Source organism: Ilumatobacter fluminis (assembly GCF_004364865.1).
Taxonomy (GTDB): Bacteria; Actinomycetota; Acidimicrobiia; order Acidimicrobiales; family Ilumatobacteraceae; genus Ilumatobacter; species Ilumatobacter fluminis.
The window spans coordinates 2,963,027-2,986,930 of record NZ_SOAU01000001.1 but is presented as its reverse complement, the minus strand read 5'-3'; the positions used below and the strand labels follow the sequence as shown (position 1 = coordinate 2,986,930).

Genomic DNA, 23,904 nt, shown 5'->3' with positions numbered 1-23,904 from the left:
GGTCGGCAGGACGATGTGACGTCGTTCTCGGGGACGAGTGTTGGGGTTCGGTGCGAGTCCGTGCGACGCTGGTGGCATGACCCTCCGGCAGACGAACATCGACACGATGCGGAACGGCCTCTTCGACGTGTTGGTGGTCGGTGCGGGCATCAACGGTGCGGTCTCGTCGGCGGCGCTCGCAGGTCGTGGCGCGTCGGTCGCACTCATCGATCGAGGCGACTTCGGCGGCTTCACGTCACAGGAGTCGTCCAACCTGGTGTGGGGTGGCTTCAAGTACCTCGAGAACTACGAGTTGCCGCTGGTGTTCGGACTCTGCCGCTCCCGCAACCGTCTGATGAAGGCGTACCCGGACAATGTGAAGGAGATCGGGTTCCTCGCCTCCCTCGGCACCACGGCGCCGTACGCGCCCTGGTTCGCCGGCCTCGGAGCGACCGCCTACTGGGGGATCGGGCAGTTCGGCACCAAGCGACCGAAGGTCTACTCGCCCGAGAAGGTCGAGACGGCCGAGCCGGTGATCAAGACCGACGACATCCGCGGTGCGATCGAGTACTACGACGCCTATCTGGTCGACAACGACTCCCGCTTCGTGTTCTCGTTCGTCCGCTCGGCCATCGAGGCCGGCGCGAGCGTGGCCAACTACGTCGAACTCGTGTCGGCCGAACGTGACGGCGACCGATGGCGCGCACGGCTTCGCGATGTCGACAGCGGCGAGGAGTTCGAGACGTCGGCGCGGGTGATCGTCAACGCAGCCGGACCGTTCGTCGACGGGTTGAACGAGGAGTGGGGACTCACGACCGAGCACCGCATCGTCTACTCCAAGGGCATCCACCTCGTCGTCCCGCGCCTCACGACGACGAAGCACGACCGCGTGCTGGGGTTCTTCGACGACACCCAACGGCTCTTCTACGTGATCCCGATGGGGCGACGATCGGTGATCGGCACCACCGACACGCGCATCGACACCCCGTTCACGGAGGTCGACGACGACGATCGCACCTTCCTGCTCGAGCAGATCAACGCCCGGCTCGACCTCGATCAGCCGCTCACGGTCGACGACGTGATCGCCGAACGATCGGGTGTCCGCCCGCTGGTCGTCAAGCGGGGTGCGGGCGATCAGCGCGACGTCGACTGGACGTCGTTGTCGCGCAAGCACGAGATCGAACGAGACGACGACCGCAGCGTCGTGACCGTGTTCGGTGGCAAGCTCACCGATTGCCTCAACGTCGGCGAAGAGGTCTGTGGCGAGGTCGAACACCTCGGCGTGCCGCTCGAGCGCGACCTGCGCAACTGGTACGGCGAACCGGCGACGGCGACGCGCGACGAGTTCTTCCGTCAGGCGCGGCTCATGAAGCTCGATCGCCTCCGCTCCAAGCCCGACACCGAACCGCTGTCGGATCGCTTGTGGCGCCGCTACGGACGCCGCGCCTTCGACATGCTCGAAGCGATCCGTGCCGACCCCCGGATGGGGGAGGACATCATGGGGTCGGCCGACTATCTGCGTGCGGAGCTGTACAACGCCGCCGAGCACGAGATGATCGTCCGGCTCGACGATTTCATGCGTCGTCGTTCCAAGATCGACCTCGTCGTCAGCGACGAGGCGATTGCGTCGTCACCGGGTCTGCGCGAAGTCGCCGAGATCCTGTTCGGCGACGACGCCCAACTGCGGCTCGACGAGTATTTCGACGCCTGACAGGCGTCAGCGCTCCCGGCTGTCGTGGACGCGGTCGGGCGTCACGGGGCGGAGGCCGACGGTTCGGTCGTCGACCAGCTCGGCCTGCACGTCGATCACCACGTGGGCGTCGGCGTGCAGGTACACGCAGACGATCCCGTCGGAGGGCGCCACGACGGCCATGTTCGCGACCGCTGATCCCGGCACGTAGTTGACGTTGCTCGTCGGAGCGACGCCGTCGACCAGTTCGTCGCACGGCCCGGCCCAGGCGTGACCCGGGGCGGTCGCCCCGGTGATCGTGAGCGTCACGGCGGCGGCCGGGGCGTCGACGCCGAGATCGACCTCGAACGCGTCACCGCCCGACGGCTTGTCGCCGCAGAACGCTTCGGTGCAGAGGCGGGTGTCGAGTGCTCGGCGGGCCGCATCGACCTGCCAGCCGAGGCCATCCTGGGTCAGGAGCCGGCCGAGTTCGTCCACGATGACGTGTGTCGCGGTGTGCACCCAGACGCACGAGCCGTCGACGTCGTTGTCGAGGAGCACCATGTTGGCGCGAGTCGTGCCCTCGACGTAGTTGATGTTGGAGAACGGGGTGGTGTTCACGTCGGCGCACTTGGCCGCCTGCGCATGGCCCGGACCCTGGCTGGCCGCCACGGTCAGGTTCGCGATGCGGGCCGCCGTGTCGTCGGTCGGCACCTGCGCTGCGGCCTGGTCGGCGACCGGCGCCCGGGTCTCGGTGAGTCGGGTGTCGAGGAGGCGTTCGGGAGCCGACGGTTCGAACCAGAGACGCTCGCCGGAGTCGGTCAGGTAGCCGACCACGTCGACCACGCTGTGGACGGCCGTCGACCGGTAGACGCAGAAGCGTCCGTCGGCGTCGACCGGTACGACGGCCATGGCGGCGGCGGTCTCGCCGGGACCGAAGTTGACCGCCGAGGTTCCGTGGTCGTCGACCGGTCCGCACGTCTCGAGCGACAGGTGGCCCGCTGCCGACGACCGCGTCGCCGTGAGGTTGATCATCGCCGCCGTTGCGCCGGCGGGGGCGTCGGTGTCGACCGGGAGACGCCACTCGGCCTCGGGGACGCCGGTGAGGTTGCACTGCTCCACGGTTGCCCCGTCGTCGGTGACCGTCTCGAAGCACTGCCGGCGTGGGTCGTTCTCCATGTTGTGCGCAGCGATCGCAGCGGCCATCTCGGGCGTGCCGCGGAACTCGAAGTGCGGCGGATCGCGGAACACCGTCGTGCGCTGCGTCGTCGTGCTCTGGCAGCCGCTGTTCCAGCCGTAGCCACCCCAGTAGAGCCCCCACTTCTCGGCGGTCTGGATGACCCAGCGGGGCATGTCGGTCTCCATCGGCGTCTGACATGCTGTCTTGCCGTCGATACCGGCGTAGGAACGGATCGGGTTGGTGGCCGAGTTGAAGTCGACCGCAAGGCCCCAGGCGTGGTTGGACAGGTCGTCGGGGTCGCCGGAGGGGCAGCTCCACCCGCCGGAGCTGTTCATGCAGCGGAACGAGTAGCCGACGGCGTATTGGACGTCGTAGCCGTTCTCTTCGATCTCGTTCAGGAAGCCCTCGAACAAGGGCTGGGAGTACTTGTGGAACTGGAGCGTGCCGGGCGACATGCCGGCGACCGATTCGGTATTCGTGACGATCTGGGTGCGTTCCCAGTCGGTCAGGGCGACCGACCCGTTGTACCAGTAGCCCTGCCAGTTCCAGCCCGGACCCACGCCGGGTGCCGGAGGGAGCCCCCAGCCCGTCTCGGACGGGTCGTCGTAGAAGACCATCAGGCAGTCGGCGACGTCGCCGGACTCGGCCTGGGCGACGGAGCACCGGGGCGGCGTCACCGGCAGGGTCCAGGGCGTGTCGTCGAGGGCGCCGACGGTCGGAGTCGTGGTGGCGGCCGAGAGGGCCAGTGCGCTCGTGGCCAGCATCGAGGTGGCGAGCGCGGTGCGGAGAAGTCGTGAGGTGATCGTCATGGTCCTGTTGAGCGGGCCCGCTTCGTCATCAAACCGTAATGTGGTCATGGAACCGTAACATTGCCGTGCGGGAATCCCACCGCGGGTCTCATCGGCACATCGCCCGACGGGCTTGAGGGCGGGCCGCGGGCGCGCACCCCTTCGGTATGGTCGGCCGCGTGATCTCTTGCGTGTACTGCGGAGGCGCGCACGAGCGCCCGGCCGACGTCAAGCGCTGCTGGGCCGATCAGCAGAGCGGCAACCAGTCCGCAGGCCCCTCCCGATCGGACCCGGCCCGACCGGACGACGACGCGGCGCCGCCGGCGCCGCCACCCGCCGAGCCGCTGTTCGAGTCCCGTCCCACGTCATCGGCGCCATCGACGACATCGACGTCATCGACGGCGGTGCGTCGCCGTCCGGCCGGACGCCCGGTTGCACCCGCGACACGCGCCCAGGCTTCCGTCGCGCTGCGGCGAGGGCCGCATGCGCTCGGGCGAAACGTCGTCGTCGAGGCGGGTGCCGTCGCACCACCCGAGTGGTTCGATGCGACCCGGATCACCATCGACGAGTCGGTGCTCGCATCGCCGGCCGAGATGCTCGACCAGGTGCGTACGGCGGCGGCGTCGGCGACCGGCGTCGTGTTCGAACTCGCCGCTGCCTTCGACGACCCGCCCGCCCAGGTCGACACCCGTCCCGCGTACGAGGTCGGTGTCGAGCACGAGTTCCTCCTCGACGAGCTGCACCACCTCGTGTGGTCCAACGCCGTCGACGCCCGCGACGACGAACATCCCCGCTGGCTGCTCGTCGATCAGGCGCTCGCTGCCGGAGCATCAGCGGGCGGGGACGCCGACGTGACCGCTGCCGACGGTCGGCCGCTGTGGCTCGACGGCGGTCCGACACGGCATCACGCATCGATCGACGGGGTCGACGTCGTCGGTCGCGTCGCGATCGAACACGGCAGCCTCACGGGCCCCGGCCCGAACGACAGCACCGCCGAGCTTGCACCCGATCAACTCGCCGCCGTCACCCACGGCACCGGGTCGGCACGCATCATCGCGCCGGCGGGTTCGGGCAAGACACGGGTCCTCACCGAGCGGGCCCGGCACCTCGTCACCCGCTGGAACGTCCCGCCGAGCGCGATCTGTCTGGTGGCGTTCAACAAGCGGGCCCAGATCGAGATGGCCGAGCGGCTCGCCGACGTCGACGGTGTCCAGGTGCGCACGCTCAACTCGATCGCGCTGGCGATCGTCAACGGCACGCCACCGTTCGCTCCGACCGCCGGCCGCCGCACCACGATCGACGAGCCCGAGGTCCGACGCGTCATCCAGCGGTTCGTGCAGACACCACGTCGCCGCAACGTCGACCCGATCGCGCCGTGGATCGAGGCGCTGAGCCTCGTCCGGCTCGGTCTCGTTCCGCCCGAGCAGGCCGAGATGCGGTACGGCGGCGACGTCGACGGTCTCGCGCAGATGTACCCGCGGTTTCGGGCCGAACTCGACCGCGGCGGCGTCGTCGACTTCGACGGACAGATCGACCTCGCGATCGCCACGTTGCTCGCCGATCCGGCCGCCCGCCGAGCGGCCCAGCGGGCGTGCCGCCTGCTGCTGGTCGACGAGTTCCAGGATCTCACGCCCGCGCACCTCCTCCTCGTGCGGCTCCTCGGCGCCGGCGGTGGATCGGTGTTCGGCGTGGGCGACGACGACCAGACGATCTACGGGTACAACGGCGCCGACCCCGGCTGGCTGATCGACTACGCACGCTGGTTCCCGGGCGCGGGCGACCATCCGCTCGAGGTCAACTACCGCTGCCCCGAACCGGTGGTCGAGGTCGCCGACCGCCTGCTGCGGCACAACCGGCGCCGGGTCGACAAGACGATCCGGGCCCGACCCGACGCTCCGGGCACCTGGACGGTGGACGACGGCGACGACACCGTCGCCACGACGGTTGCCGCCGTTCGAGCAGCCATCGACACCGGGGCGTCACCCGCCGACGTCGCGGTCCTCACCCGCGTCAACGCCCTGCTCGCTCCGGTCCAGGTCGCGCTCGGCGCAGCCGGCATCGGCGTGCACGGTGGCGTCGGCACCGAGTTCGCCGATCGCACCTCGGTGCGCGCCGCGCTGGCGTGGCTCCGGCTCGCCTCGGGGCGTCCGTTCGCCCCCGACGACCTGATCGAGGCGATGCGGCGTCCGTCGCGCTCGCTCCACCCCCGGATCATGGAATGGGTGACCGAGCAGGGTGACCCCGACTCGCTCCAGCGCCTCGCCGACCGGCTCAACAACGAACGCGACGCCGAGAAGCTCGGTGAGTTCGTCGGCGACATCCGCCGGCTCACGGCGATGGTGCGCCGGCGGGCGCCGACCGACCGCATCATCGCGACGCTCGTCGACGACATCGGACTCGGCGGCGCCGTCTCGACGCTCGACGACACCCGCCACGGCATGAACCGTGGCGCGCAAGGCGACGACCTGACCGCACTCCGGCAACTCGCTGCGCTGCACGCCGCGTCCGGGGCCGATGACGGGTTCGAGTCGTGGCTGCGTGGCTCCCTCGGCGCTCGCCGTCCCTCCGCCGGCGTCACCCTGGCCACCGTGCACCGGGTGAAGGGTCAGGAGTGGCCGCACGTCGTCGTGCACCAGGCGGCGTCCGACCAGTTCCCGCACCGGCTCGCCGACGACCACGAGGAGGAGCGCCGACTGTTCCACGTGGCGATCACCCGAGCGTCGCAGTCGCTCACCGTCGTGCCCGGCGGTACACCGAGCCCGTTCGTCGACGAGCTCACGACCGAACCGCCCGACCCGTCGGAACTGCACCCCGAACCGCCCCGACCCCAGCGTGCCGAACGGGTGACGAAGGCCAAGCGCACGGCCCCCGACCACCCACTGCTCGACCGCGGCACGGTGATCGCCGTCGCGGGGCTCACCATCGTCGACCAGGGGCAGGAGTGGGTCGTGACGGCGATCGAACCCGATGCTGCCGTTGCCGAGCGCAACGGCAGCACACGGCGATTCCGGATCGGCGCGTCGGTCGAGACGATCGGGAAGCAGCGCGGCAAGCTGGGTGCCCGACCCGGCCAGGTCGATGCCGGCAGTGTCGTGGTCTTCGACCTGCTCCGTCGGTTCCGCGACCGCGCCCGCAACGGCAAGCCGGCGTACACGGTCTTCGACGACAAGACGTTGGCGGCGATCGCCGACCGACGTCCGACGTCGCTCGACGAGCTCGCCCGGGTCAAAGGCGTCGGGCCCGCCAAGCTCGAGCAGTACGGCGAATCGGTCCTGGCCGTCGTCGGCGACGCGATGACGCCGCCGCAACCGGACTGAGACGCCACTGTGAACACCTCGTGTCCGTCTGCAGTTCGGGACGACGGTGCGGTACCGTCGGGCCCATGACCACAGAGCGGCTCGACGTGCTGACGGCGCCTCGTCCCGTGTGGCGCGGGTTGCTGCACTCCTGGGCGTTCGTCCTGGCGATCCCCGCAGGCGTCCTGCTGATCCTCGCCGCCGACCATGCATCGGCGCGTGTCGCCGCCGCGGTCTACGTCGGTTCGCTGCTCGCCGTCTTCGGTACTTCCGCCGCCTATCACCGGCTCGCCCACTCCGTGCGGGCCCGCACGATCATGCAGCGGCTCGATCACTCGATGATCTACTTGCTCATCGCGGGCACGTATGTCCCGATCTGCCTGCTCGCGCTGCCACCCGCCTGGGGAATCCCGCTGCTGTCGGTCGTCGGCGGGCTCGGCCTCCTCGGCATCGTGATCAAGCTGGCGGCGTTCCGCTCGCTGTCGTGGCTGGGCTACGCGCTGTACCCGATCATGGGGTGGTGTGCCGTCGTCGCGACGCCGGCGCTGGGCACACATCTGAGCGGTCTCCAGATCGCACTGGTCGTCGCCGGCGGCCTCGCCTACACGATCGGGTTCCCCGTGCTGCTGCTCCGTCGGCCCGATCCGTGGCCCTCGGTGTTCGGCTACCACGAGGTCTGGCACGGCTTCACGGTGCTGGCCGCGGCGCTGCACTTCGGTGCTGTCACGACGCTCGTCGCGGCCTGACTCGCCCGGCCGGGTAGTTTCCGGCGTCATGACGATTCGTTTGGGCCTGATCGCCGCTTCTCGCATCGCGAAGGGGGCGATCATCGATCCGCTTCCCGACGTCGACGGCGTCGAACTCGTCGCGGTGGCGGCACGCGACCACGCCCGGGCGCGTGCTGCGGCCGACGAGTGGGGAGCCGGGTTGGCGTTCGGGTGCTACGAGGAGCTCCTGGCATCCGACGAGGTCGACGCCGTCTACATCGGCACACCGGCATCGCTGCACCGTGAATGGGCGATTGCTGCGATCGACGCCGGCAAGCACGTGCTGTGCGAGAAGCCGTTGGCAGCGAATGCCGACGACGCCCGAGCGATCGCCGCCGCCGCCGAGCGTGGCGACGTGGTCGTGATGGAGGCGTTCCACTGGCGGTACCACCCCTTCATCGACCGGATCCGCACCGTGATCGACGGCGGTGAGCTCGGACGGATCGACCGGATCGACGCGGCGTTCGACATCCCCGACGGGCGGATCGGACGCGACGACATCCGCTGGGACCTGGCGCTCGGCGGCGGCGCCACGATGGATCTTGGGTGTTACTCGATCCAGTTCGTGCGCTGGGCGGCCGGCGCCGATCCCGAGGTCGTGTCCGCCGAGGCGGTGTGCCCCGTCGACGAGATCGACGGCTCGCTCACCGCCGAGCTGCGCTGGCCCTCCGGCATCACCGGTTCGATCCAGTCCTCGATGATCGCCGCAGGCGACCAGGTCGAGGCGTGGCTCCGGGTCATCGGCGAGCAGGGACGTTTGATCGTGACCAACCCGTTGGCTCCCCAGCACGGGGCGACGCTCGTGGTCGACACCGGCGACCGGATCCGCTACGAGATCGCCGACTCGTCGACGACCTACTTCCACCAGCTCGTGGCGTTCCGCGACGCGATCGTCGACGGCACCTCGTTTCCGACCACGACCGCCGACGGCGTGCGGAACATGGAGATCATCGACGCCTGCTACCGGGCGGCCGGCTTGCAGCCGCGGCCGACGGCCTAGCGGCACACGCCTGTCAGCTCGGCGATGTCGCGAGCGGACCCGGGTCGGCCAGCCAGCGCACCTGGAGCGGCCGCAACAGCCACGGGTCGGGGTCGTTCGGCGCGAGCAGGTCGTGCGCGAGTTCGACCGGGCGGTTGGTCACCGTGACCGCGGTCTCGCCGACGTTCGCCAGGCCGATCATCGTCCCCCAGCGGGGGTTGTCGCGCCGCCACCCGAACACGTGCACGTTGCCGGTGTCAAACGGGCGCGAGACCGTGTCGACGTCGTCGAAGACGCCGGCGGAACGCCGGATCTCGACGAGGTCGCGGATCCGCGCCCAGATCTGCCCCGTGCAGGTGGAGGGGTCGTTGCGGAGTGCGGCGAGGTCGTCGTCGAACGTGGGACGGTGGGCCCAGCGCGTGTCGTGGCGTCGCTCCGGGTCGGTCCGCCAGCTCGGGTCGTCGGCCTGGCACAGCTCGTCGCCCATGTAGATGATCGGGATGCCGCCCCAGCCGAAGGCGATCGAGTAGAGCAGGATCACGCGATCGATCGCGTGGCTGAGGGCGGCAGCGTCGCCGTCGCGGAGCGCCGACGTCACGCCGGCCAGCGTCGCCGCCATGCCGCTCGTGCGTTCGTCTCCGGCGGCCTCGTTCACGCCGAACGGCGTGCCGAGCGCGAACGACGTCGGGAAGTCGCCGCGGAAGAATTCGGCGAGGAACGCCCGATGCCCCGAGCCGGTGACGCCGACGGCGAGCGCGTCGTCGTCGTCGATCGCCCAGCCGATGTCGTCGTGGCAGCGGACGTACGTGAACCACGTGGTGCGACCCGGATGGTCGGGCAGCTGTGACAGCGATCGAAGCGCCAGGTCGGCGCGACGGGTCGCGATCATCGACCAGCCCTGCACCATGAGCTGGTTGTGATACGCGAGCTCGCACTCGCGTCGTTCGAGATCGTGGCGGCCGAGGTAGCCCACCAGGTCGGTCGGCGCCACGATCGCTTCGGCGAGCAGGATCGTGGCGGGCGCCGCCATCGCCACCGTCGCCCGCAGCGCTTGCGCGATCAGGTGGGCCTCGGGTTGGTTCTGGCAGTTCGTGCCCAACCGCTTCCACGTGAACGCGACCGCGTCGAGCCGGAGGATGTCGACCCCGAGGTTGGCGAGTTCGAGCGCGATGCCCGCCACCTCGACCAAGACGTCCGGGTTCGAGTAGTCGAGGTCCCACTGGAACTCGCGGAAGGTCGTCCACACCCACTGTTGGAGCGTGTCGTCCCACGTGAAGTTGCCCGGCGCCATGTCGGGGAACACCTCGGGCAGGCCCTGTTCCCACCGGTCGGGCTCGGTTCGATCGGGATACATCCGGTACAGCCCGCGGTGGTACGCCGAGCCGTTTCGGGCGGCGACGGCCCACTCGTGGTCGTCGCTGGTGTGGTTCATCACGAAGTCGAGGCAGAGGTCGATGCCGTTCGCGTGCAAGCCGTGGATCATGTCGCGCAGGTCGGCGGGGGTGCCGAGGCGCGGATCGGGGGAGAGGTAGTCGCGGATCGCGTAGCCGCCGTCGTTCTCGCCGTCGCGTGGCTCCAGCACCGACAGGAAGTGGACGGTGTCGACGCCGAGTTCGGTCAGGTACGGGATTCGGTCGGCGACGCCGCGGAGATCGCCGGCGAACCGGTCGAGGTAGGCCATGTAGCCGACCCGTTGGTTCGACTGGTACCACGCCTGGTCGATCAGGCGCCGATGATCGCGTTGCACGAGCTCGTCGGCGCGTTCGTCGGCGGCTCGAGACGAGCGCTCGACGAGTCGATCGACCACGTCGTCGACCTGGTCGGGGTACAACCCGGCGACCGCCGCACGGAGGTCGGGCAGCCAGGTGCGGACGAGGTCGGATCGATTCATCGTTCGGTCGGTGGCGGGACGTCGATCCGGCGACCGCAGGCGTCGTCGGCCATCAGGTCGGCGATCATCGCTGCGTCGGTGGTGTCGGCCCAATGGCGACGGCCTTCGTCGTCGAGGCAGGCGAGGATCGCGCGCGACGGCTGCATCTCGCGGTCGGAGATGACGGTGTAGGTCTCGAGCGTCGCCTCGGCGACCCGCTCGGTCGGCGCCGTGCGGGCGGGGAGCGCATCGACGTCGGCTTGCGGGCGCGAACTGCGGAAACCGCCCGGTGCCGGCTCGCCGGCGAGCACGATCGCGCTGTGCTTCGAGAAATAGCCGCCGTTGCCGGTGAGGAACGCTCGCTGGCCCGGCGTGGCGCGGAGCATGCCGACCGCTCGAGTGAGCGGCAGGATGCAGTAGCAGTTCATCGGTCCGGCGGCGAAGGTGAGGCCGCCGGTGATCGTCCAGTCGCGGGCGGGATCGATGTCGAGTTCGCGCTGTGCGACCTGGACGGCGACGGGAAAGCACGAGTACAGGTCGATGATGGCGCAGTCGTCGACGTCGACGCCTGCGAGCCCGAGCGCATCGCGCCCCGTGAGGCGCATGGCCGGCGACTCGTCGAACGCCCAGCGCGTGGTGATCGACGGATGGTCGGCCGCCCCCGAACCCGACAGCGGGAACACCCACCGGTCACGCGGGACGCCGAGCCGTTCGGCGGCCTCGACCGAGCACATGATGATCGCACCGCCCTGATCGACGTTGAGGTTCGACGTCATCAGCTTCGGGTACGGCGTGGTGATCGGACGGTTGGCCTCGCTCGGCGTGGCGATCTGCTCGGCCGACTGCGCTCGTTGCAGCCAGGCGTGCGGGTTGGCGGCGGCGATCTCGCTCGCTCGCGCCCACATGCCGCTGATCCGGCGCAGGTGCTCGCTGGCCGACTCACCGGTGCGGTGCCGGAGCGCTGTTTCGGCCATGGCGTAGAAGCGGACCGGATGATGCACCCCGATCGCGTCTTCGACGGGCGTCGTGAGTGGTGCCTCGGAGCCGACGGTCTCGTCGGCCGCGGCCCCGTCGCGTTCGGTCAGGTACTCGGTGTCGATCCCTCGGGCGTGGTCGGCCCGGCGGGTGCGCATCGACTCGGCTGCGCACACGACGGCGACGTCGATCGAGCCCGCCGTGATCTGTTCGGCGGTGTCGACGACGAGGTCGTAGACCTGGTTGCCGCCCGTCGTCGTCAGCGTCGTGCGAGCCTCGGGTCGACCGAGCCGTTCGGCAATCAGCCGGCCCGGGTCGCGGTACGGCCAGATGCCCCAGACGACGCGAACGGCGTCGACGGCCGCTCGCAGGTCGGCGGTGGCGCCGGCATCGGCGACGGCGGCCTCGGCGCATCGGGTCATCAGATCGATCGGTTCGGAACCGAAATCGCGATCGTTGATCTGCCCGGCGCCGATGATCACCGGCGTGCGCGGGTCGAGTGACGTCATCGGACCGGTGACCCGTCGTCGATCGAAACGGGGGCAGGCGGCGCGCCGAAGGGGGAGTGCAGTGCGGTCACGCGGTCGAAGGTAGCCGAGCACCCGTTCGCGCCGTGTACGCAGCGTGAACAGTCGGGAACCTTCCCCCGCCGAGTGCTCCGGACGTGATAGGCACATACGGCAACCGACGAGATCACACGACTTCGAAGGAGGCGTGGCCCATGCCGATCCCTGTGCTGCTGTTGGACGCCGGCTGGCGAGTCGACCGCGTCATCGGTGTCGAGTTCGCTTGCGAACTGCTGGTGACGGGCAAGGCCGTCGCGGCATCGAGCGACATCGCACAGGTCCTGCACTCGCCGTCGATCGAGGTCGCCGTTCCCTCGGTGATCGCACGCAGCGGGCGGCTGCACGCGGCGCAACGCCGCACCCCGACGTGCTCGCCACGGCGGGTGCGCCAGCGAGACGCCCATCAGTGCCAGTTCGTCATCGACGGGTTGCCCTGCGATCGCCGGGGTGACTCGGTCGACCACCTGTTCCCTCGTTCGCGAGGTGGCGGGAACGGCTGGCTGAACCTGGTCGCTGCGTGCCGACACCACAACCACTCCAAGGCCGATCGTTCGCTCGAGGAGATGCAGCTCCGACACGGCTGGGATCTGCGGCGGGCGCCGTACGTGCCGACGCGCACCGAGGTCCTGGTGTCGTCGATCTCGAACCCGCGCGCCGAATGGGAGCCGTTCCTGGCTGCGTGACGTGATCTCGCTGCCACACTGGCAGTCATGACCACGAAACGCCGGTTCCGCGTCGACGACCTCGAAGGCGTCGACGGCTACAAGCTCGCCACCGGGCTCATCGTGCCGCGCCCGATCGGTTGGATCGGCACGTTGTCGGCGGACGGGGTCCCGAACGTCGCCCCGTACTCGTTCTTCAACGTCGTCAGCGGCCTCCCGCCGACGTTCGTGTTCTCGCCCGGACGGGGCGGCCGCAAGGACACGTTGGAGAACGTGCGCGCTGTCGGCGAGTTCACGATCAACGTCGTGAGCGAGGAGGTCGTCGAGGCGATGAACGCATCGGCGGCGTCGTTCCCGGCCGAGGTCGACGAGTTCGAGGCGTGTGGGTTGACGGCGGTGCCGTCCACGTCGATCCGGCCGCCGATGGTCGGGGAGTGCAAGGCGAACATCGAATGCGTCGTGACCCAGATCGTCGACATCGGCCACCCCGATCACGGCAACGCGCTGGTGATCGGTGAGGCGGTCGAGATCCACGTCGCCGAATCGCTGCTCGACGGCACCCGGGTCGACCAAGCGGAGCTGAAGGCGATCGGACGCCACGTCGGCAACACCTACAGCCGCGCCACCGATCTGTTCGACATCACCCGCCCCGCCTGACATCAGCAAGCCCGCTCCGGGTCGGGTGTCGGAGGGAACGGCGACGGAGTCGACGTTTCAGGAGATCACCCGACTCCGGTGACGTTGGCGGGTTCAGGTGATGTCGTCGAGGGGGGTGCCGGGTGCGTAGGCGCGCAGATCGGTCGTTGGGCCGAGGAGGGGCTCGACGATGCGCCATGCCTCGACGACCTCGTCGAGCGAGGTCATGTGGTGCCGCTCGCCCGTCAGGGCGTCACCGAGCACAGTGGCGTAGGCGTCGAGTGCGCCGTGATCCGAACGCACCGGTGTGCACGCCGTCGCCACGACGGTGCCGTGGGTGTCGGGGTCGAGCTCGTCGAGGTCGATCTGGATTGCCGCCTGCGGCTTGATCTGTGCTCGGACGGACCGGGCGAGGCCGGCGCCGCGGAGGCGCCAGTCGATCGCGAACGCCCCGGACGCGACCCGCTTCCCGGTTCGCAACCGGATCGGCACGCCGCGCCAACGATCGTGGTCGATCTCCAGCTCGGCCGACACGAACGTCGGCACCGCCGAGTCGTCGTCGACGTCGTCGAGATCGCGGTACCCGTCGTACTGTCCGAGCACGCTGCGGTTCGGATCGATCGGTGCGATCCGTCGCAGGAGGTCGACTCGAGCGGCCCGCTCGGCGTCGCCGTCCGACGGTGCACCCGGAGGCGTCGCCAGTGCGCTCGCCACGGTCTGCAGGAGGTGGTTCTGCACCACGTCGGGGACGACGCCGCCGACGCCCTCGTAGAACGAGCCTCGGCCGTCGAGTCCGCCGACCTCGGGGAACTCGATCGTGATCGACTCGAGATGTTCTGCCTGCAACGCCAGGTCGAGCACCGGAGTGCGTCGCGCGTCGACCAGGTTGCGCACCGCCGCCTTTGCGAGGAAGTGGTCGACGAGGAAGAGCCGAGCCGGGTCGATTTGGTCCGTGATGCGTTCGTGCAGGTCGAGCGCTGACGCCCGGTCCTCACCGAACGGCTTCTCGAGCACCAGGCGGCACGAATCGGGGAGTGAACTCGCCGCGACCTGTTCGGCGACGTCGCCGAGCAGCGCAGGCGGCAGTGCGGCGTACACCACCGGGAGCCCTACATCGCCGAGCCGGTCGTGGATGTCGTTCCAGGTCTGCGCTTCGGTTGCGTCGCCTTCGACGAAGCTCAGGTCGATCTCGTCGACGAGTTGCTCGATCGTCAGACCGGTCCGGCCGGCGAGTTCGGGGTCGATGGCATCGCGCAGCAGTTGTTCGATGTCGTCGGGGGCGTTGCGCCCGACGCCCACCACCGGGACGCCGAGGCGCCCCGTGGCGTGGAGCAGGACGAGGCCGGGAAGCAGTTCGTCGTGCCCGAGGTCGCCGGTCAGGCCGAACACGACGAGCGCGTCGCCGCGCTCGGAACGGGGGGTTCGTGGAGTCATGTTTCCTCGCTGTCGAGTGCTTCGTCGAGCGCCACGGCGGCGCTGATCAAAGCCAGGTGGGTGAGTGCTTGCGGGGTGTTGCCGAGCTGCCGACCGGAGGGACCGATCTGTTCGCTGAACAGGCCGACCGGGTTCGCGTAGCCGAGCAACTGGTCGAACGACCGTCGTGCCTCCTCCACCCGCCCGGCCCGGGCGAGTGCCTCGACGAGCCAGAACGAACAGATCGTGAACGAACCCTCGCCGCAGGTCAGACCGTCGTCGTAGCGGTCGGTGTCGTAGCGGTCGACGAGGGGACCGTGGGCCAGGTGCTCGACCACGGCGTCGAGCGTCGAGGTCCAGCGCGGATCGCGGCCGTCGACGAACTTGACGAGCGGGGCGAGCAGGATCGACGCATCGAGCGTGTCGCCACCGAGCGTCTGGGTGAACGCGCCGAGTTCGTCGTTCCAGCCCTCCGTGCGGATGGTGTCGTGCATCTCGTCTCGGGCTCGTCGCCACGCCACGAGGTCGGCTGGCCGGCCGCGGAACTCCGCCATCCGGATCGCTCGTTCGACGGCGACCCAACACATGAGGATCGACGCAGTGTGTCGTTGCGGCTCGGAGCGGATCTCCCACATGCCGTCGTCGGGCTCGCGCCACCGCTCGATCACGTAGTCGACGATGAGACGGATCTTGTCCCAGGTGTCGAGCGAAAGGCCGCGTGATCGGCGGTCGAAGATGTACAACGAATCGATGAGTTCGCCGTAGATGTCGAGCTGGAACTGGTCGGCGGCGGCGTTGCCGATCCGGACGGGACGGCTGTTCTCGTAGCCGCGCCATTCGAGTTCGCGCTCGCCGATGCGGGCGTTGCCGTCGAGGTCGTACACGGGCGTGAGCGGCGACCCGTCCGCCTGGTCGCACTCGTCGACCCGGTCGACGAGCCAGCCGATGAACGCATCGGCTTCGGCGTCGTGTCCGATCTCGAGCAGCGCGTACACGGTGAACGCGGCATCGCGGATCCAGACGAACCGATAGTCCCAGTTCCGTTCGCCTCCGATGTGTTCGGGCAAGCTCGTCGTCCCGGCGGCGAGCATGCCACCCGTGCTGCGGTTGGTGAGCAGCTTGAGTGCGAGCGCCGACCGCTCGACCGCTGAGCGATAACGGCCACGGTACGTGCCACCTGCGGTCCAGAGCTTCCAGTAGTCGATCGTCTCCGTCACGGTGGCGGCGACGTGCTCGGCGACTTCGGTGTCATCGTCGAAATCGCGATCGGTGTCGGCAGCGGCCAGATCGAAGGCGAGCTCGTCCCCCTCGTCGAGTCGCTCGGCGCAGGTGACGAGGCTGGCGTCGCGGTCGAGCGTCAGCTCAGCGGACGCCCGGAGGCGCAGACGGAGTGAGTCCGTCTGCAACGTCACACCGTCGGTGTCGGAGTCCCAGTCGACCGCTGCACGGGCGTAGTCGGGACGCGGCACGAACTCGCTGCGGACGGAGACCGACCCGCGTACGCATCGCACTCGCCGCACCAGGCGTTGGGGTCCGTCCATCGCCATGGCGTCGTCGATCTCGACGATCCCGTCTTCGGTCTGGAACCGGGTGACGAGCACGTTGGTCTCCGACAGGTAGAACTGCTGGGTCCGGTGGGTCGCCGATTCGGGCTGGATCGACCAGCGTCCGGCGTCCGGATCGAGGAGCGACCCGAACAGCGACGGCGCGTCGGCACGCGGCCAGCACATCCAGTCGATGTCGCCCAGATTCGACACGAGCGCGAGCGTCTCGCAGTCGCCGATCACGCCGTGGTCGTCGATCTCGGGCGTGTCCGGGCGAGCGTCTTCGGTGGCGTGTGTGGTCACGGGACACGGGTACCCCTTCCGGGTGACGGCAAACGCGGCGGCTGAGCCTCGAGACGAGCCGTCCGGCACGGTGGCACACTCGGGGCATGACGACATTCGCCCACAAGCCGGTGATCGAGGGTGACCGCACCGTCCTCCGGCCGATCGTGGCCGCCGACGCCGAGTCGATGTTCGCCGATCTCGCCGACGAGGAGGGGATGCGCCTGACCGGTTCTCAGGGGACGTTCGACCGGCCGACGATCGAGGCGTGGACGGCCAGCCGGGGCGACACCGACGATCGGCTCGACCTCGCAGTCACCGACCCGGTCGACGGTTCGTGGCTGGGTGAGGTCGTGATCAACGAGGTCGATCCCGACAACCGGTCGTGCAACTTCCGGATCGCGTTGAGCGCCCACGCGCGGAATCGTGGTGTCGGCACCGAGGCCACGCGTCTGCTCGTCGACTACGTCTTCGAAGAGATCGAGCCCGCCGTGAACCGGATCTCGCTCGGCGTGTACACCTTCAACCCGAGGGCGATCGCGGTGTACGAGCGTGTCGGGTTCGTCCGCGAGGGGGTGCTCCGACAGACACTTCGCTGGGATGGAGCGTTCGTCGACGAGGTCGTGATGGCGATGCTCCGCAGCGACTGGGAGACCGGACGACGCTGACCCGTCACCCGGCGAGCAACTTCCGACTGCACTGTTCGCCGCGGTCGAACAACGTCGACCGACGCGACCGGTTCCAGACGTCCTGGAGGGTGCCCCGCTCGTATGCCTCGACGACGACGGGTGCGACGTACGACGAGCGTGCGACGTCGCGCGTGTTGCCGAGTCGGGCGGCGACGCCGTCGTAGGCGGCGAGGAGGGGATCGTCCGATGTCGAGTCGCGAGCGAGGTCGGGTGCCATGAGTTCGGTCACCATCGTCGCCGTCGCGCCCCACGTACGGAGCTCTTTCGCCGTCATCTCGAGGCCGCTCCACGTCGACAGTGCGTCGGCCACCGAGTCGCCGGTGAGACGTCCGCCCTCGGGTCCGGTGAAGATCGGTTCGCCCGGGGCGAGCCCGCGGGCGTGGCAACGGAGTACCGGGTCGGCGATCGCCCGGTCGGTGACCAGGATGTCCCGGTCGATGCCGCCCTTCGCGGTGAAGCGGAGCCGCAGGTTCGATTCCTCGGCGCTCACGTGCCGCCGGAGCAGCGTGGTGGCTCCGTACGATTCGTGTTCGTCGGCGTAGCGATGCGATCCGACGCGAATGAGCGTGTGGTCGATGAGTGCGATGACGCCGGCGACGTCGCTCGCCGGATCGCTCCCGCACGCGGCGAGATGTCGTCGGATCTCGGCTCGCAGCCGTGGCAGTCGCTCGCCGATGCGCCCCAGTCGTGCGAACTTCGCCGCGTCCGCCGCCGCGCGGAACGCCTCGTGGTACCGGTACTGCGTCCTGCCCTCGTCATCGACACCGACCGCCTGGATGTGGCACCGTTCGTCGGCGGCGATCCGCACATCGGACCACGCCGGGGGGATCGCCAGGAGGTCGATGCGATCGCGCGCCCGACCGGTGACCCGGCGGGCGTCGGCGCCGACGTAGCTGAATCCGGAGCCTCGCCGCTGCCGAACGATGGGCAGCGAAGACGGGTCGACGTGCCGGAGCCCTGCCTCGCGTGCGACGGTCGTCGGGTCGATCACGCTCATGGCGCCGCGACCCTCGAACGATCGACAACTGCTGTCGTGGCGGCGGGCCGGTGCGTGAACACGGACGGCCGATACCCCGACTCGATGTCGGCGAACCCTCAGATCGGCAGGTCGAATCGACACGTGACGGTCACGCGTCCACCCCGGACGTCGATCGACACCTGGTCGGCCAGTGCCTGTACCACGTGCAGGCCCCGTCCGCGTACGCTCGTCGTCGGAACCGGGCCGGCGGGAGGGAGCGGGATGCCGGTCGAGTCGGCGGCGACGGCCACCTGGACACCACCGTCGACCTCGATCGTGATCTCCACCGGGCCGCCCGCGCCGTACTCGATCGCGTTGGTGACGATCTCGCTGACCGCCAGGGTGATCGCGTCGAGCCATGCTGCGTCGGAGGACGCCAAGCGGGAGACGTCGCGGACACGACGACGGACGGCGGCGATCTCGCGGCGATCGCGCACCGTCAGGTGCTCACGCGACACATCGTTCGCCACGACGATGTTCTAGCGGAACCGGTGGGTCGGGGCGCGGAGGGTCAGCCGGGGCTGACGGTGAGGTGGCGATCGAGCCCGCTGATCTCGAGGAGCCTGACCACCGGCTTGCTCGGCGCGACGAGCGTGACGTCGCCGCCGGTGTCGCGAGCAGAGGACGTGAGTGCGACGAGCACGCCGAGCCCGCTCGAGTCGATGAACTCGACGCCGCTCAGATCGAAACGAGCCGAACCGTACGAAGTGAGCATCGACTCGCCGGCCTCCCGAACCGCAGGTGCCGTGTGGGCGTCGATCTCGCCGCGCACCGTCGCCGTCGCGTCGGTCCGTTCGATGATGATCGGGTCGGGCGTTTCCACGGCAATGCACAAGCGCTCGCCAGGGGCGGCGAGCAGCGCCATTCTGACCCATCCCGGGGCGTCGCGCATGTCACCCGTCGGGGTGAAACGTGTCCTCCTGGCTCGCTGCCACGCCCCGGTCGTTGCAGGAGATGCACCTCACTTCCTAATCTGCTCGTGTGGTCGACGGTCGGAACCACCCGCGCAGCGACCGTGCAACCGAACCATTGGGTGCGCTGCGGCGAGCGGTCGACGATCTCCATCAGGCGGTCGACGAACGGTCGTCGCTCGGCACCGCCGGTCTCGACGTGCACCGGTACGGCTCTTCACTGGTGGCGCTCGCGCGCGTGCTGCCGGGTGTCGAACAGGCGTTGGTGCGGTACGGAGACGGCCGATTCCCGTTCGTGCCGCTCACGCCGCTGCTGGTCGCCGATGTGCGGTCGCTCGGCCTCGACATCGACCTCGAGATCGACGATTCGGCCCGGTCGACCGAGTCGGTCGGGTACGACGACGGCGGCTCGTGGTGGGGCGCGATGTACGTGATGCAGGGGTCGCGGCTCGGCTCGACGGTGATCGCGGAGCGGTTGGCCGTCGATCTGCCCGACGTGCCGCGCTCGTACTTCGACGCCGCCGCCACCGACGCCCGTCCCGCCTGGGCGGCCTTCCGCGTCGCCGCCCGCGCCGCGTTCGACGGCGGACAGGCCGACCTCGACCGAGCCGTTCACTCGGCGCGAGCGGTGTTCGACGCCTTGCTCGTCGAGTTGGTACGAGCCGACGAACCGGTTGTTCGGGAAGGAGTCGCGACATGACGGGATACCTGGTTCGCGGCGAGCTGATCGATCTGCACAACTGCGAGGACGAACCGATCCACATCCCCGGGTCGGTGCAACCGCACGGAGCGTTGATCGCCTTCGACGCCGATCTCGTGGTCCAGGCCGCGTCGTCGAACATCAGCGACTGGTTCGGCAACTCGCCGGACGAGATCGTCGGGAGCCACCTCGGCGAGCTCCTCGACGACGTCGCCGCCGAGACGGTCGAGGCCGAGCTCGCTCGCGCCGCCGAAGGACGCGTCGACGAGATCCAGTTCGTGCTCGACGGCGATCGGTACTCCGGGGCGTTGTACGCCTCGACCGGGTGGTTCGTGCTCGAACTCGAGGCGGTTCGCCAGACCAACCTGCCGCTCTCGCTCGTGCGCAGCGCGACGATGGAGTTGAACCAGACGTCGACGATCGCGGCGACCGCCGATGCTGCTGCCGCAGCCGTGCGTGAGATCACCGGCTTCGACCGGGTGATGGTCTACCGGTTCGACGAGCAGTGGAACGGCCAGGTGATCGCCGAACGCAAGCGCGACGATCTCAACACCTTCCTCGGCCTGCGCTATCCGTCGACCGACATCCCGGCCCAGGCCAGGGATCTGTACCGACGCAACTGGCTCCGGGTCATTCCCGACATCCATTTCGAACCTGCTCCGATCGAGCCGCACGACCTGACCCCCGACGGCACGCCGCTCGACCTCAGCGATTCGACGATCCGGAGCGTCTCGCCGATCCACGTCGAGTACCTGAGTCACATGGGCGTGACGGCGTCGATGTCGATCTCGTTGATCATCGACGACGAGCTGTGGGGGCTGATCGCCTGCCACCACTACTCGGGGCCGCACCGCCCTCCTCCGCCCGTCCGGAACACCGCCGAATACATCGGCCAGCTCGCATCGGTGCGCTTGGGTGACTGCGAACGGAACCACGAACGGCAACGCACGACCGAGCTGACGAACCTGGCGAACGCGCTGGGCGACATCCTGCTCGCGAACGACCACCGGTCGCTGACGACCTTGCTCGCCGAACACGAGGCCGACGTGCTCAAGCTGGCGAACGCCACGGGCGCGGCGATCCGGATCGGTGACGACGTCGTGCGGTTCGGCACGGTGCCTCCGGCGGCGGTGACCTGGTCGGTGCTCGATCATTGGAGTGCCGACGACGATGCGTTCGCGTGCGAGCATGCCGCATCGATCGAGCCCGGCGCCGAGCCGTACGCCGATGTCGCAGCGGGCATCCTGGCGATGTCGATGTCGGGCGACCGTGACGATCTGGCCGTGTGGTTCCGCCCCGAACAGGTGGAGTTCGTCGACTGGGCGGGCGACCCGTACGAGAAGGAAGTGGCCGCCGAGCGACCCGGCGTGCGGCTCGCCCCGCGGCGGAGTTTCGAACTCTGGCGGGAGGTCGTCCGGGGACGCAGCGAGCCATGGGCCGAACCCGAGATGGCTGCGGCCTACCGCTTCACGAGGCACCTCATCTCGTCGAAGCTGCGTCGCGACCGCGAAGCGGTGTCGATCGCCGACGATCTGATGAAGGTCGCGCTCCCGGCTCGGCTGCCGTCGGTCCCGGGCTACGCACTCGACGCTCACTACGCACCGGACGGTCAGGGTCGCGTCGGCGGAGACTGGTACGACGTCGTCACGCTGGGCGACCGGACGGCGTTCGTCGTCGGCGACGTCGCCGGGCACGGACTCAGAGCCGCGAGCACCATGACGCAGGCACGCAACTCGTTGCGGGCGTACCTCGCCGACGACCCCGACCCGACGGTCGCGGCCGCCAAGCTCGACCGGCTGCTGCGCACGATGCTGCCCGGTGAACTCGTCACGCTGGTCGTCGCCGTGCTCGATCACGAGTCGAGTCGCGTCCGGTTGTGCGGCGCCGGACACCTCCCGCCGCTGGTCATCGACGCCCACGGCGCGCAGCACACGTCCATGCCGGTGAACCGCTTGCTCGGCGCATTCGACGGGCCGTACGAGGCCGTCGAGTTCGAACTGGTGCCCGGTCAGATGTTGCTGATGTACAGCGACGGACTCGTCGAGAAGCCCGGTCGCGACATCGACGAGGGTCTCGGGGTGCTCCGGCGCGAATCACAGCTGCTGGCCGAGGCGTCGATCGACGGCTGGGCCGAGCGTTTGGCCGATCTGATGGCCGGGCTCGATCCCCACGACGACGTCACCGCCCTCGCGGTCCGTCGTCTCTGACGTGCGGCCGAGACCTCGACGCGAGTACGCGAGCAGTCCTCCACCTTGGATAGGGCCACTTAACGTCTGCGACAAGGCACCCTGACTCGTCGAGTGATAGGGTGCTGTCCGCATGAGGGCGGGGCGAGACCCGGCCCGACGCACGGCCCTCGGCGGGAGCCCGTGCTGGCGTGACGGGTCTCGCCCCACTCGTGCCACGAACCGCCGTGCCGCCGCAGCCGCTCGAGGCGCTGCCGTTCGGCCCCGTTCTGTCGGCATACTCAGAGACGTGGCTTCCCCCCGCCATCGACGACTCCCGATAGTCGGCGGCCTCGTCATGACCGCTGTCGTGGCATTCGTCGCGTGTGGATCCGATTCGGCGGCCGAGCTCTCCGCGCCCGGCGAGCGTGGCAGACAGCTGTCGACCGACCTCGGCTGTGCGGGTTGCCACGGCGGTGACGACCGGGAGGCCACGATCGGCCCCGACTGGACCGGGTCGTGGGGCACCGAGGTCGAACTCGACGACGGGTCGACCGCGACGTTCGACGCGCTCTACGTCGAACGTTCGGTGCGGTCGCCCGACGCGCAACGGCGCACCGGCGACTGGATCCGCATGCCCGAGTACCGTGCCGACCAGCTCACCGACGACGAACTGGCCGATATCGTCGTCTACCTGGAGGAGCTGGGATGACCGACGTCATCGACACACCCGCGACGGTCGACGACGAGCTCGAACGCCGCACCACTCGTCGCCGTGTGATCACGATTGCGATCGTCGCCTTCGTCGTGCTGGCGGTCGGGTTGGCGGTCGGCTTCACCCGGTCGTCCGAGCCCACCCCGAACTGGGTCGAGCTGAGCACGCCGGTCGAGATGCCCGACATCGTCCTCACCGACACCGACGGTGAGCCGTACGACCTGCGAGCCGAATCGGAGGGGAGGGTGACGCTGCTCTACTTCGGCTACCTGAACTGCCCCGACGCCTGCCCGATCCACATGGCGGTCCTCGATCACACCTTCGAACAGCTGGCTCCCGACGTGCGGGCGTCGATCGACGTCGTCTTCGTGACCACCGACCCCGAACGCGACAGCCCAGCCGATCTCGGCGCCTTCCTCGGCCGGTTCGACCCCGACTTCGTCGGGCTGACCGGCTCGGCCGACGATCTGCGCGACGCACAGGTCGCCGCCGGCGTCCCGGTGGCGGTGGTCGAACCGGCCGACGCCGACGGCGAGTACCTCGTCGGTCACGCGACCCAGGTCGTCGTGTTCGACGCCGACGGTGTCGCCCGTCGGGTCTACCCGTTCGGCGTGCGGCAGTCCGATTGGCTCGCCGACCTGCCCCGGCTGGTGACGGAGTGAGACGAGCGATGGTGGCGCTGGCCGCAGCACTCGTCCTCGCTGCGTGCGGCGGCGACGATGCCGACGAACTCGTCGTCGAGCAGCCACGGATCGGCGCCACACCGATCGGCGCCGATGCGGCGCTCTACTTCGGCGTCACGTCGCCGCTCGACGACCGGCTCGTCGGCGTCGACACCGACGTTGCGGGCGTCACCTCCCTGCACGTCACGGGCAGCGCCGACGGGACGATGATCGAGGTCGACGAGTTCGAACTCCCGGCCGACACCCAGGTGCTCTTCGAACCGTTCGGCGACCACGTCATGCTCGAACAGGTGGTGCGCGAACTCGAGCCGGGCGACGAGGTCGAGGTCACGCTGCGGTTCGCCGAGCACGCTCCGGTCCAGGTCAGCGCCGACGTTTCGCAGCTGTACGAGCTGGCGTGGGAAGATTCGTGAAGGA

Annotated in this window: 20 protein-coding genes; 12 read left to right on the top strand and 8 right to left on the bottom strand. The window is 69.4% G+C overall.

The genetic code is table 11. The annotated features are described in order from the left end of the window. Positions 1–76: 76 nt before the first annotated feature. The gene (locus BDK89_RS13530; protein WP_133869443.1) at positions 77–1,690 is read left to right on the top strand and encodes a glycerol-3-phosphate dehydrogenase/oxidase; all 1,614 of its coding nucleotides are present in this window, start codon (positions 77–79) and stop codon (positions 1,688–1,690) included. 6 nt (positions 1,691–1,696) lie between these two features. Here the strand turns inward: BDK89_RS13530 and BDK89_RS13525 are convergent, their stop codons facing one another. After that, on the bottom strand, positions 1,697–3,637 hold the full coding sequence (locus BDK89_RS13525; protein ID WP_166657576.1) for a M15 family metallopeptidase: 1,941 nt from the start codon (positions 3,635–3,637) through the stop codon (positions 1,697–1,699). A 158-nt stretch (positions 3,638–3,795) separates the two neighbouring features. Here BDK89_RS13525 and BDK89_RS13520 point away from each other — a divergent pair, with 158 nt between their 5' ends. The 3 genes from BDK89_RS13520 (at position 3,796) to BDK89_RS13510 (ending at position 8,679) form a co-directional block, all read left to right on the top strand. Continuing rightward, positions 3,796–6,933: an ATP-dependent DNA helicase UvrD2 gene (locus BDK89_RS13520; protein WP_166657575.1), complete on the top strand. Its 3,138-nt coding sequence runs from the start codon at positions 3,796–3,798 to the stop codon at positions 6,931–6,933. Between the two features lie 65 nt (positions 6,934–6,998). Next, positions 6,999–7,658, top strand: a complete 660-nt coding sequence (gene trhA, locus BDK89_RS13515; protein WP_133869440.1) for a PAQR family membrane homeostasis protein TrhA — start codon at positions 6,999–7,001, stop codon at positions 7,656–7,658. A gap of 28 nt (positions 7,659–7,686) precedes the next feature. Then, entirely contained in the window at positions 7,687–8,679 is a 993-nt protein-coding gene (locus BDK89_RS13510; RefSeq protein ID WP_133869439.1) for a Gfo/Idh/MocA family protein, read from the top strand. A gap of 13 nt (positions 8,680–8,692) precedes the next feature. Here the strand turns inward: BDK89_RS13510 and BDK89_RS13505 are convergent, their stop codons facing one another. Next, a complete protein-coding gene (locus BDK89_RS13505; protein ID WP_133869438.1) occupies positions 8,693–10,549 on the bottom strand; it encodes an alpha-amylase family protein in 1,857 nt (618 codons plus the stop codon). Then, positions 10,546–12,012 carry a hypothetical protein gene (locus tag BDK89_RS13500; protein ID WP_133869437.1) on the bottom strand — a complete coding sequence of 489 codons (1,467 nt, stop codon included), beginning with the start codon at positions 12,010–12,012 and terminating at the stop codon, positions 10,546–10,548. Before BDK89_RS13500 ends, BDK89_RS13505 begins: the two co-directional genes overlap by 4 nt. 212 nt (positions 12,013–12,224) lie before the next feature. Between BDK89_RS13500 and BDK89_RS13495 the strand changes: the two genes are divergently transcribed. After that, a complete protein-coding gene (locus BDK89_RS13495) occupies positions 12,225–12,752 on the top strand; it encodes an HNH endonuclease (protein ID WP_133869436.1) in 528 nt (175 codons plus the stop codon). Positions 12,753–12,779: 27 nt separating this feature from the next. Continuing rightward, positions 12,780–13,388 (top strand): flavin reductase family protein, encoded by a 609-nt coding sequence (locus BDK89_RS13490; RefSeq protein WP_133869435.1) that lies wholly within the window; start codon positions 12,780–12,782, stop codon positions 13,386–13,388. A 93-nt stretch (positions 13,389–13,481) separates the two neighbouring features. Here BDK89_RS13490 and BDK89_RS13485 read toward each other — a convergent pair whose 3' ends face one another. Together BDK89_RS13485 and BDK89_RS13480 are read right to left on the bottom strand one after the other, a co-directional pair. Beyond that, complete coding sequence (locus BDK89_RS13485) at positions 13,482–14,801, bottom strand: hypothetical protein (RefSeq protein WP_133869434.1); 1,320 nt, start codon at positions 14,799–14,801, stop codon at positions 13,482–13,484. Continuing rightward, positions 14,798–16,627 (bottom strand): glycoside hydrolase family 15 protein, encoded by a 1,830-nt coding sequence (locus BDK89_RS13480; protein ID WP_208294075.1) that lies wholly within the window; start codon positions 16,625–16,627, stop codon positions 14,798–14,800. Before BDK89_RS13480 ends, BDK89_RS13485 begins: the two co-directional genes overlap by 4 nt. Positions 16,628–16,713: 86 nt before the next feature. Between BDK89_RS13480 and BDK89_RS13475 the strand changes: the two genes are divergently transcribed. Next, positions 16,714–17,274 carry a GNAT family N-acetyltransferase gene (locus tag BDK89_RS13475; protein WP_133869432.1) on the top strand — a complete coding sequence of 187 codons (561 nt, stop codon included), beginning with the start codon at positions 16,714–16,716 and terminating at the stop codon, positions 17,272–17,274. 4 nt (positions 17,275–17,278) lie between these two features. Here BDK89_RS13475 and BDK89_RS13470 read toward each other — a convergent pair whose 3' ends face one another. From BDK89_RS13470 to BDK89_RS13460, 3 genes are all read right to left on the bottom strand, one after another. After that, entirely contained in the window at positions 17,279–18,292 is a 1,014-nt protein-coding gene (locus BDK89_RS13470) for a DNA topoisomerase IB (RefSeq protein WP_133869431.1), read from the bottom strand. Positions 18,293–18,390: 98 nt separating this feature from the next. Beyond that, positions 18,391–18,783 (bottom strand): ATP-binding protein, encoded by a 393-nt coding sequence (locus BDK89_RS13465; protein WP_166657574.1) that lies wholly within the window; start codon positions 18,781–18,783, stop codon positions 18,391–18,393. A 41-nt stretch (positions 18,784–18,824) separates the two neighbouring features. Further along, entirely contained in the window at positions 18,825–19,205 is a 381-nt protein-coding gene (locus tag BDK89_RS13460) for an STAS domain-containing protein (RefSeq protein WP_133869429.1), read from the bottom strand. Between the two features lie 89 nt (positions 19,206–19,294). Here BDK89_RS13460 and BDK89_RS21825 point away from each other — a divergent pair, with 89 nt between their 5' ends. The 5 genes from BDK89_RS21825 to BDK89_RS13440 all read left to right on the top strand — a co-directional run bounded on the left by BDK89_RS21825 (position 19,295) and on the right by BDK89_RS13440 (position 23,900). Beyond that, on the top strand, positions 19,295–19,924 hold the full coding sequence (locus tag BDK89_RS21825) for a biliverdin-producing heme oxygenase (protein ID WP_166657573.1): 630 nt from the start codon (positions 19,295–19,297) through the stop codon (positions 19,922–19,924). After that, positions 19,921–22,131, top strand: coding sequence for a SpoIIE family protein phosphatase (locus tag BDK89_RS13455; protein ID WP_166657572.1), 2,211 nt, complete (start codon positions 19,921–19,923; stop codon positions 22,129–22,131). The genes BDK89_RS21825 and BDK89_RS13455 overlap by 4 nt, the downstream gene beginning before the upstream one ends. 316 nt (positions 22,132–22,447) lie before the next feature. Further along, positions 22,448–22,801: a c-type cytochrome gene (locus BDK89_RS21820; protein ID WP_166657571.1), complete on the top strand. Its 354-nt coding sequence runs from the start codon at positions 22,448–22,450 to the stop codon at positions 22,799–22,801. Continuing rightward, the gene (locus BDK89_RS13445) at positions 22,798–23,466 is read left to right on the top strand and encodes an SCO family protein (RefSeq protein ID WP_133869426.1); all 669 of its coding nucleotides are present in this window, start codon (positions 22,798–22,800) and stop codon (positions 23,464–23,466) included. The genes BDK89_RS21820 and BDK89_RS13445 overlap by 4 nt, the downstream gene beginning before the upstream one ends. Then, positions 23,463–23,900 (top strand): copper chaperone PCu(A)C, encoded by a 438-nt coding sequence (locus BDK89_RS13440; RefSeq protein ID WP_133869425.1) that lies wholly within the window; start codon positions 23,463–23,465, stop codon positions 23,898–23,900. The genes BDK89_RS13445 and BDK89_RS13440 overlap by 4 nt, the downstream gene beginning before the upstream one ends. Positions 23,901–23,904: the final 4 nt, after the last annotated feature.

Coding starts and splice junctions, on each gene's coding strand:
- BDK89_RS13530 (WP_133869443.1), top strand. CDS start 77: ATGACCCTCCGGCAGACGAACATCGACACGATGCGGAACGGCCTCTTC.
- BDK89_RS13525 (WP_166657576.1), bottom strand. CDS start 3,637: ATGACGATCACCTCACGACTTCTCCGCACCGCGCTCGCCACCTCGATG.
- trhA (WP_133869440.1), top strand. CDS start 6,999: ATGACCACAGAGCGGCTCGACGTGCTGACGGCGCCTCGTCCCGTGTGG.
- BDK89_RS13510 (WP_133869439.1), top strand. CDS start 7,687: ATGACGATTCGTTTGGGCCTGATCGCCGCTTCTCGCATCGCGAAGGGG.
- BDK89_RS13505 (WP_133869438.1), bottom strand. CDS start 10,549: ATGAATCGATCCGACCTCGTCCGCACCTGGCTGCCCGACCTCCGTGCG.
- BDK89_RS13500 (WP_133869437.1), bottom strand. CDS start 12,012: ATGACGTCACTCGACCCGCGCACGCCGGTGATCATCGGCGCCGGGCAG.
- BDK89_RS13495 (WP_133869436.1), top strand. CDS start 12,225: ATGCCGATCCCTGTGCTGCTGTTGGACGCCGGCTGGCGAGTCGACCGC.
- BDK89_RS13490 (WP_133869435.1), top strand. CDS start 12,780: ATGACCACGAAACGCCGGTTCCGCGTCGACGACCTCGAAGGCGTCGAC.
- BDK89_RS13485 (WP_133869434.1), bottom strand. CDS start 14,801: ATGACTCCACGAACCCCCCGTTCCGAGCGCGGCGACGCGCTCGTCGTG.
- BDK89_RS13475 (WP_133869432.1), top strand. CDS start 16,714: ATGACGACATTCGCCCACAAGCCGGTGATCGAGGGTGACCGCACCGTC.
- BDK89_RS13470 (WP_133869431.1), bottom strand. CDS start 18,292: ATGAGCGTGATCGACCCGACGACCGTCGCACGCGAGGCAGGGCTCCGG.
- BDK89_RS13460 (WP_133869429.1), bottom strand. CDS start 19,205: ATGCGCGACGCCCCGGGATGGGTCAGAATGGCGCTGCTCGCCGCCCCT.
- BDK89_RS13455 (WP_166657572.1), top strand. CDS start 19,921: ATGACGGGATACCTGGTTCGCGGCGAGCTGATCGATCTGCACAACTGC.
- BDK89_RS21820 (WP_166657571.1), top strand. CDS start 22,448: ATGACCGCTGTCGTGGCATTCGTCGCGTGTGGATCCGATTCGGCGGCC.
- BDK89_RS13445 (WP_133869426.1), top strand. CDS start 22,798: ATGACCGACGTCATCGACACACCCGCGACGGTCGACGACGAGCTCGAA.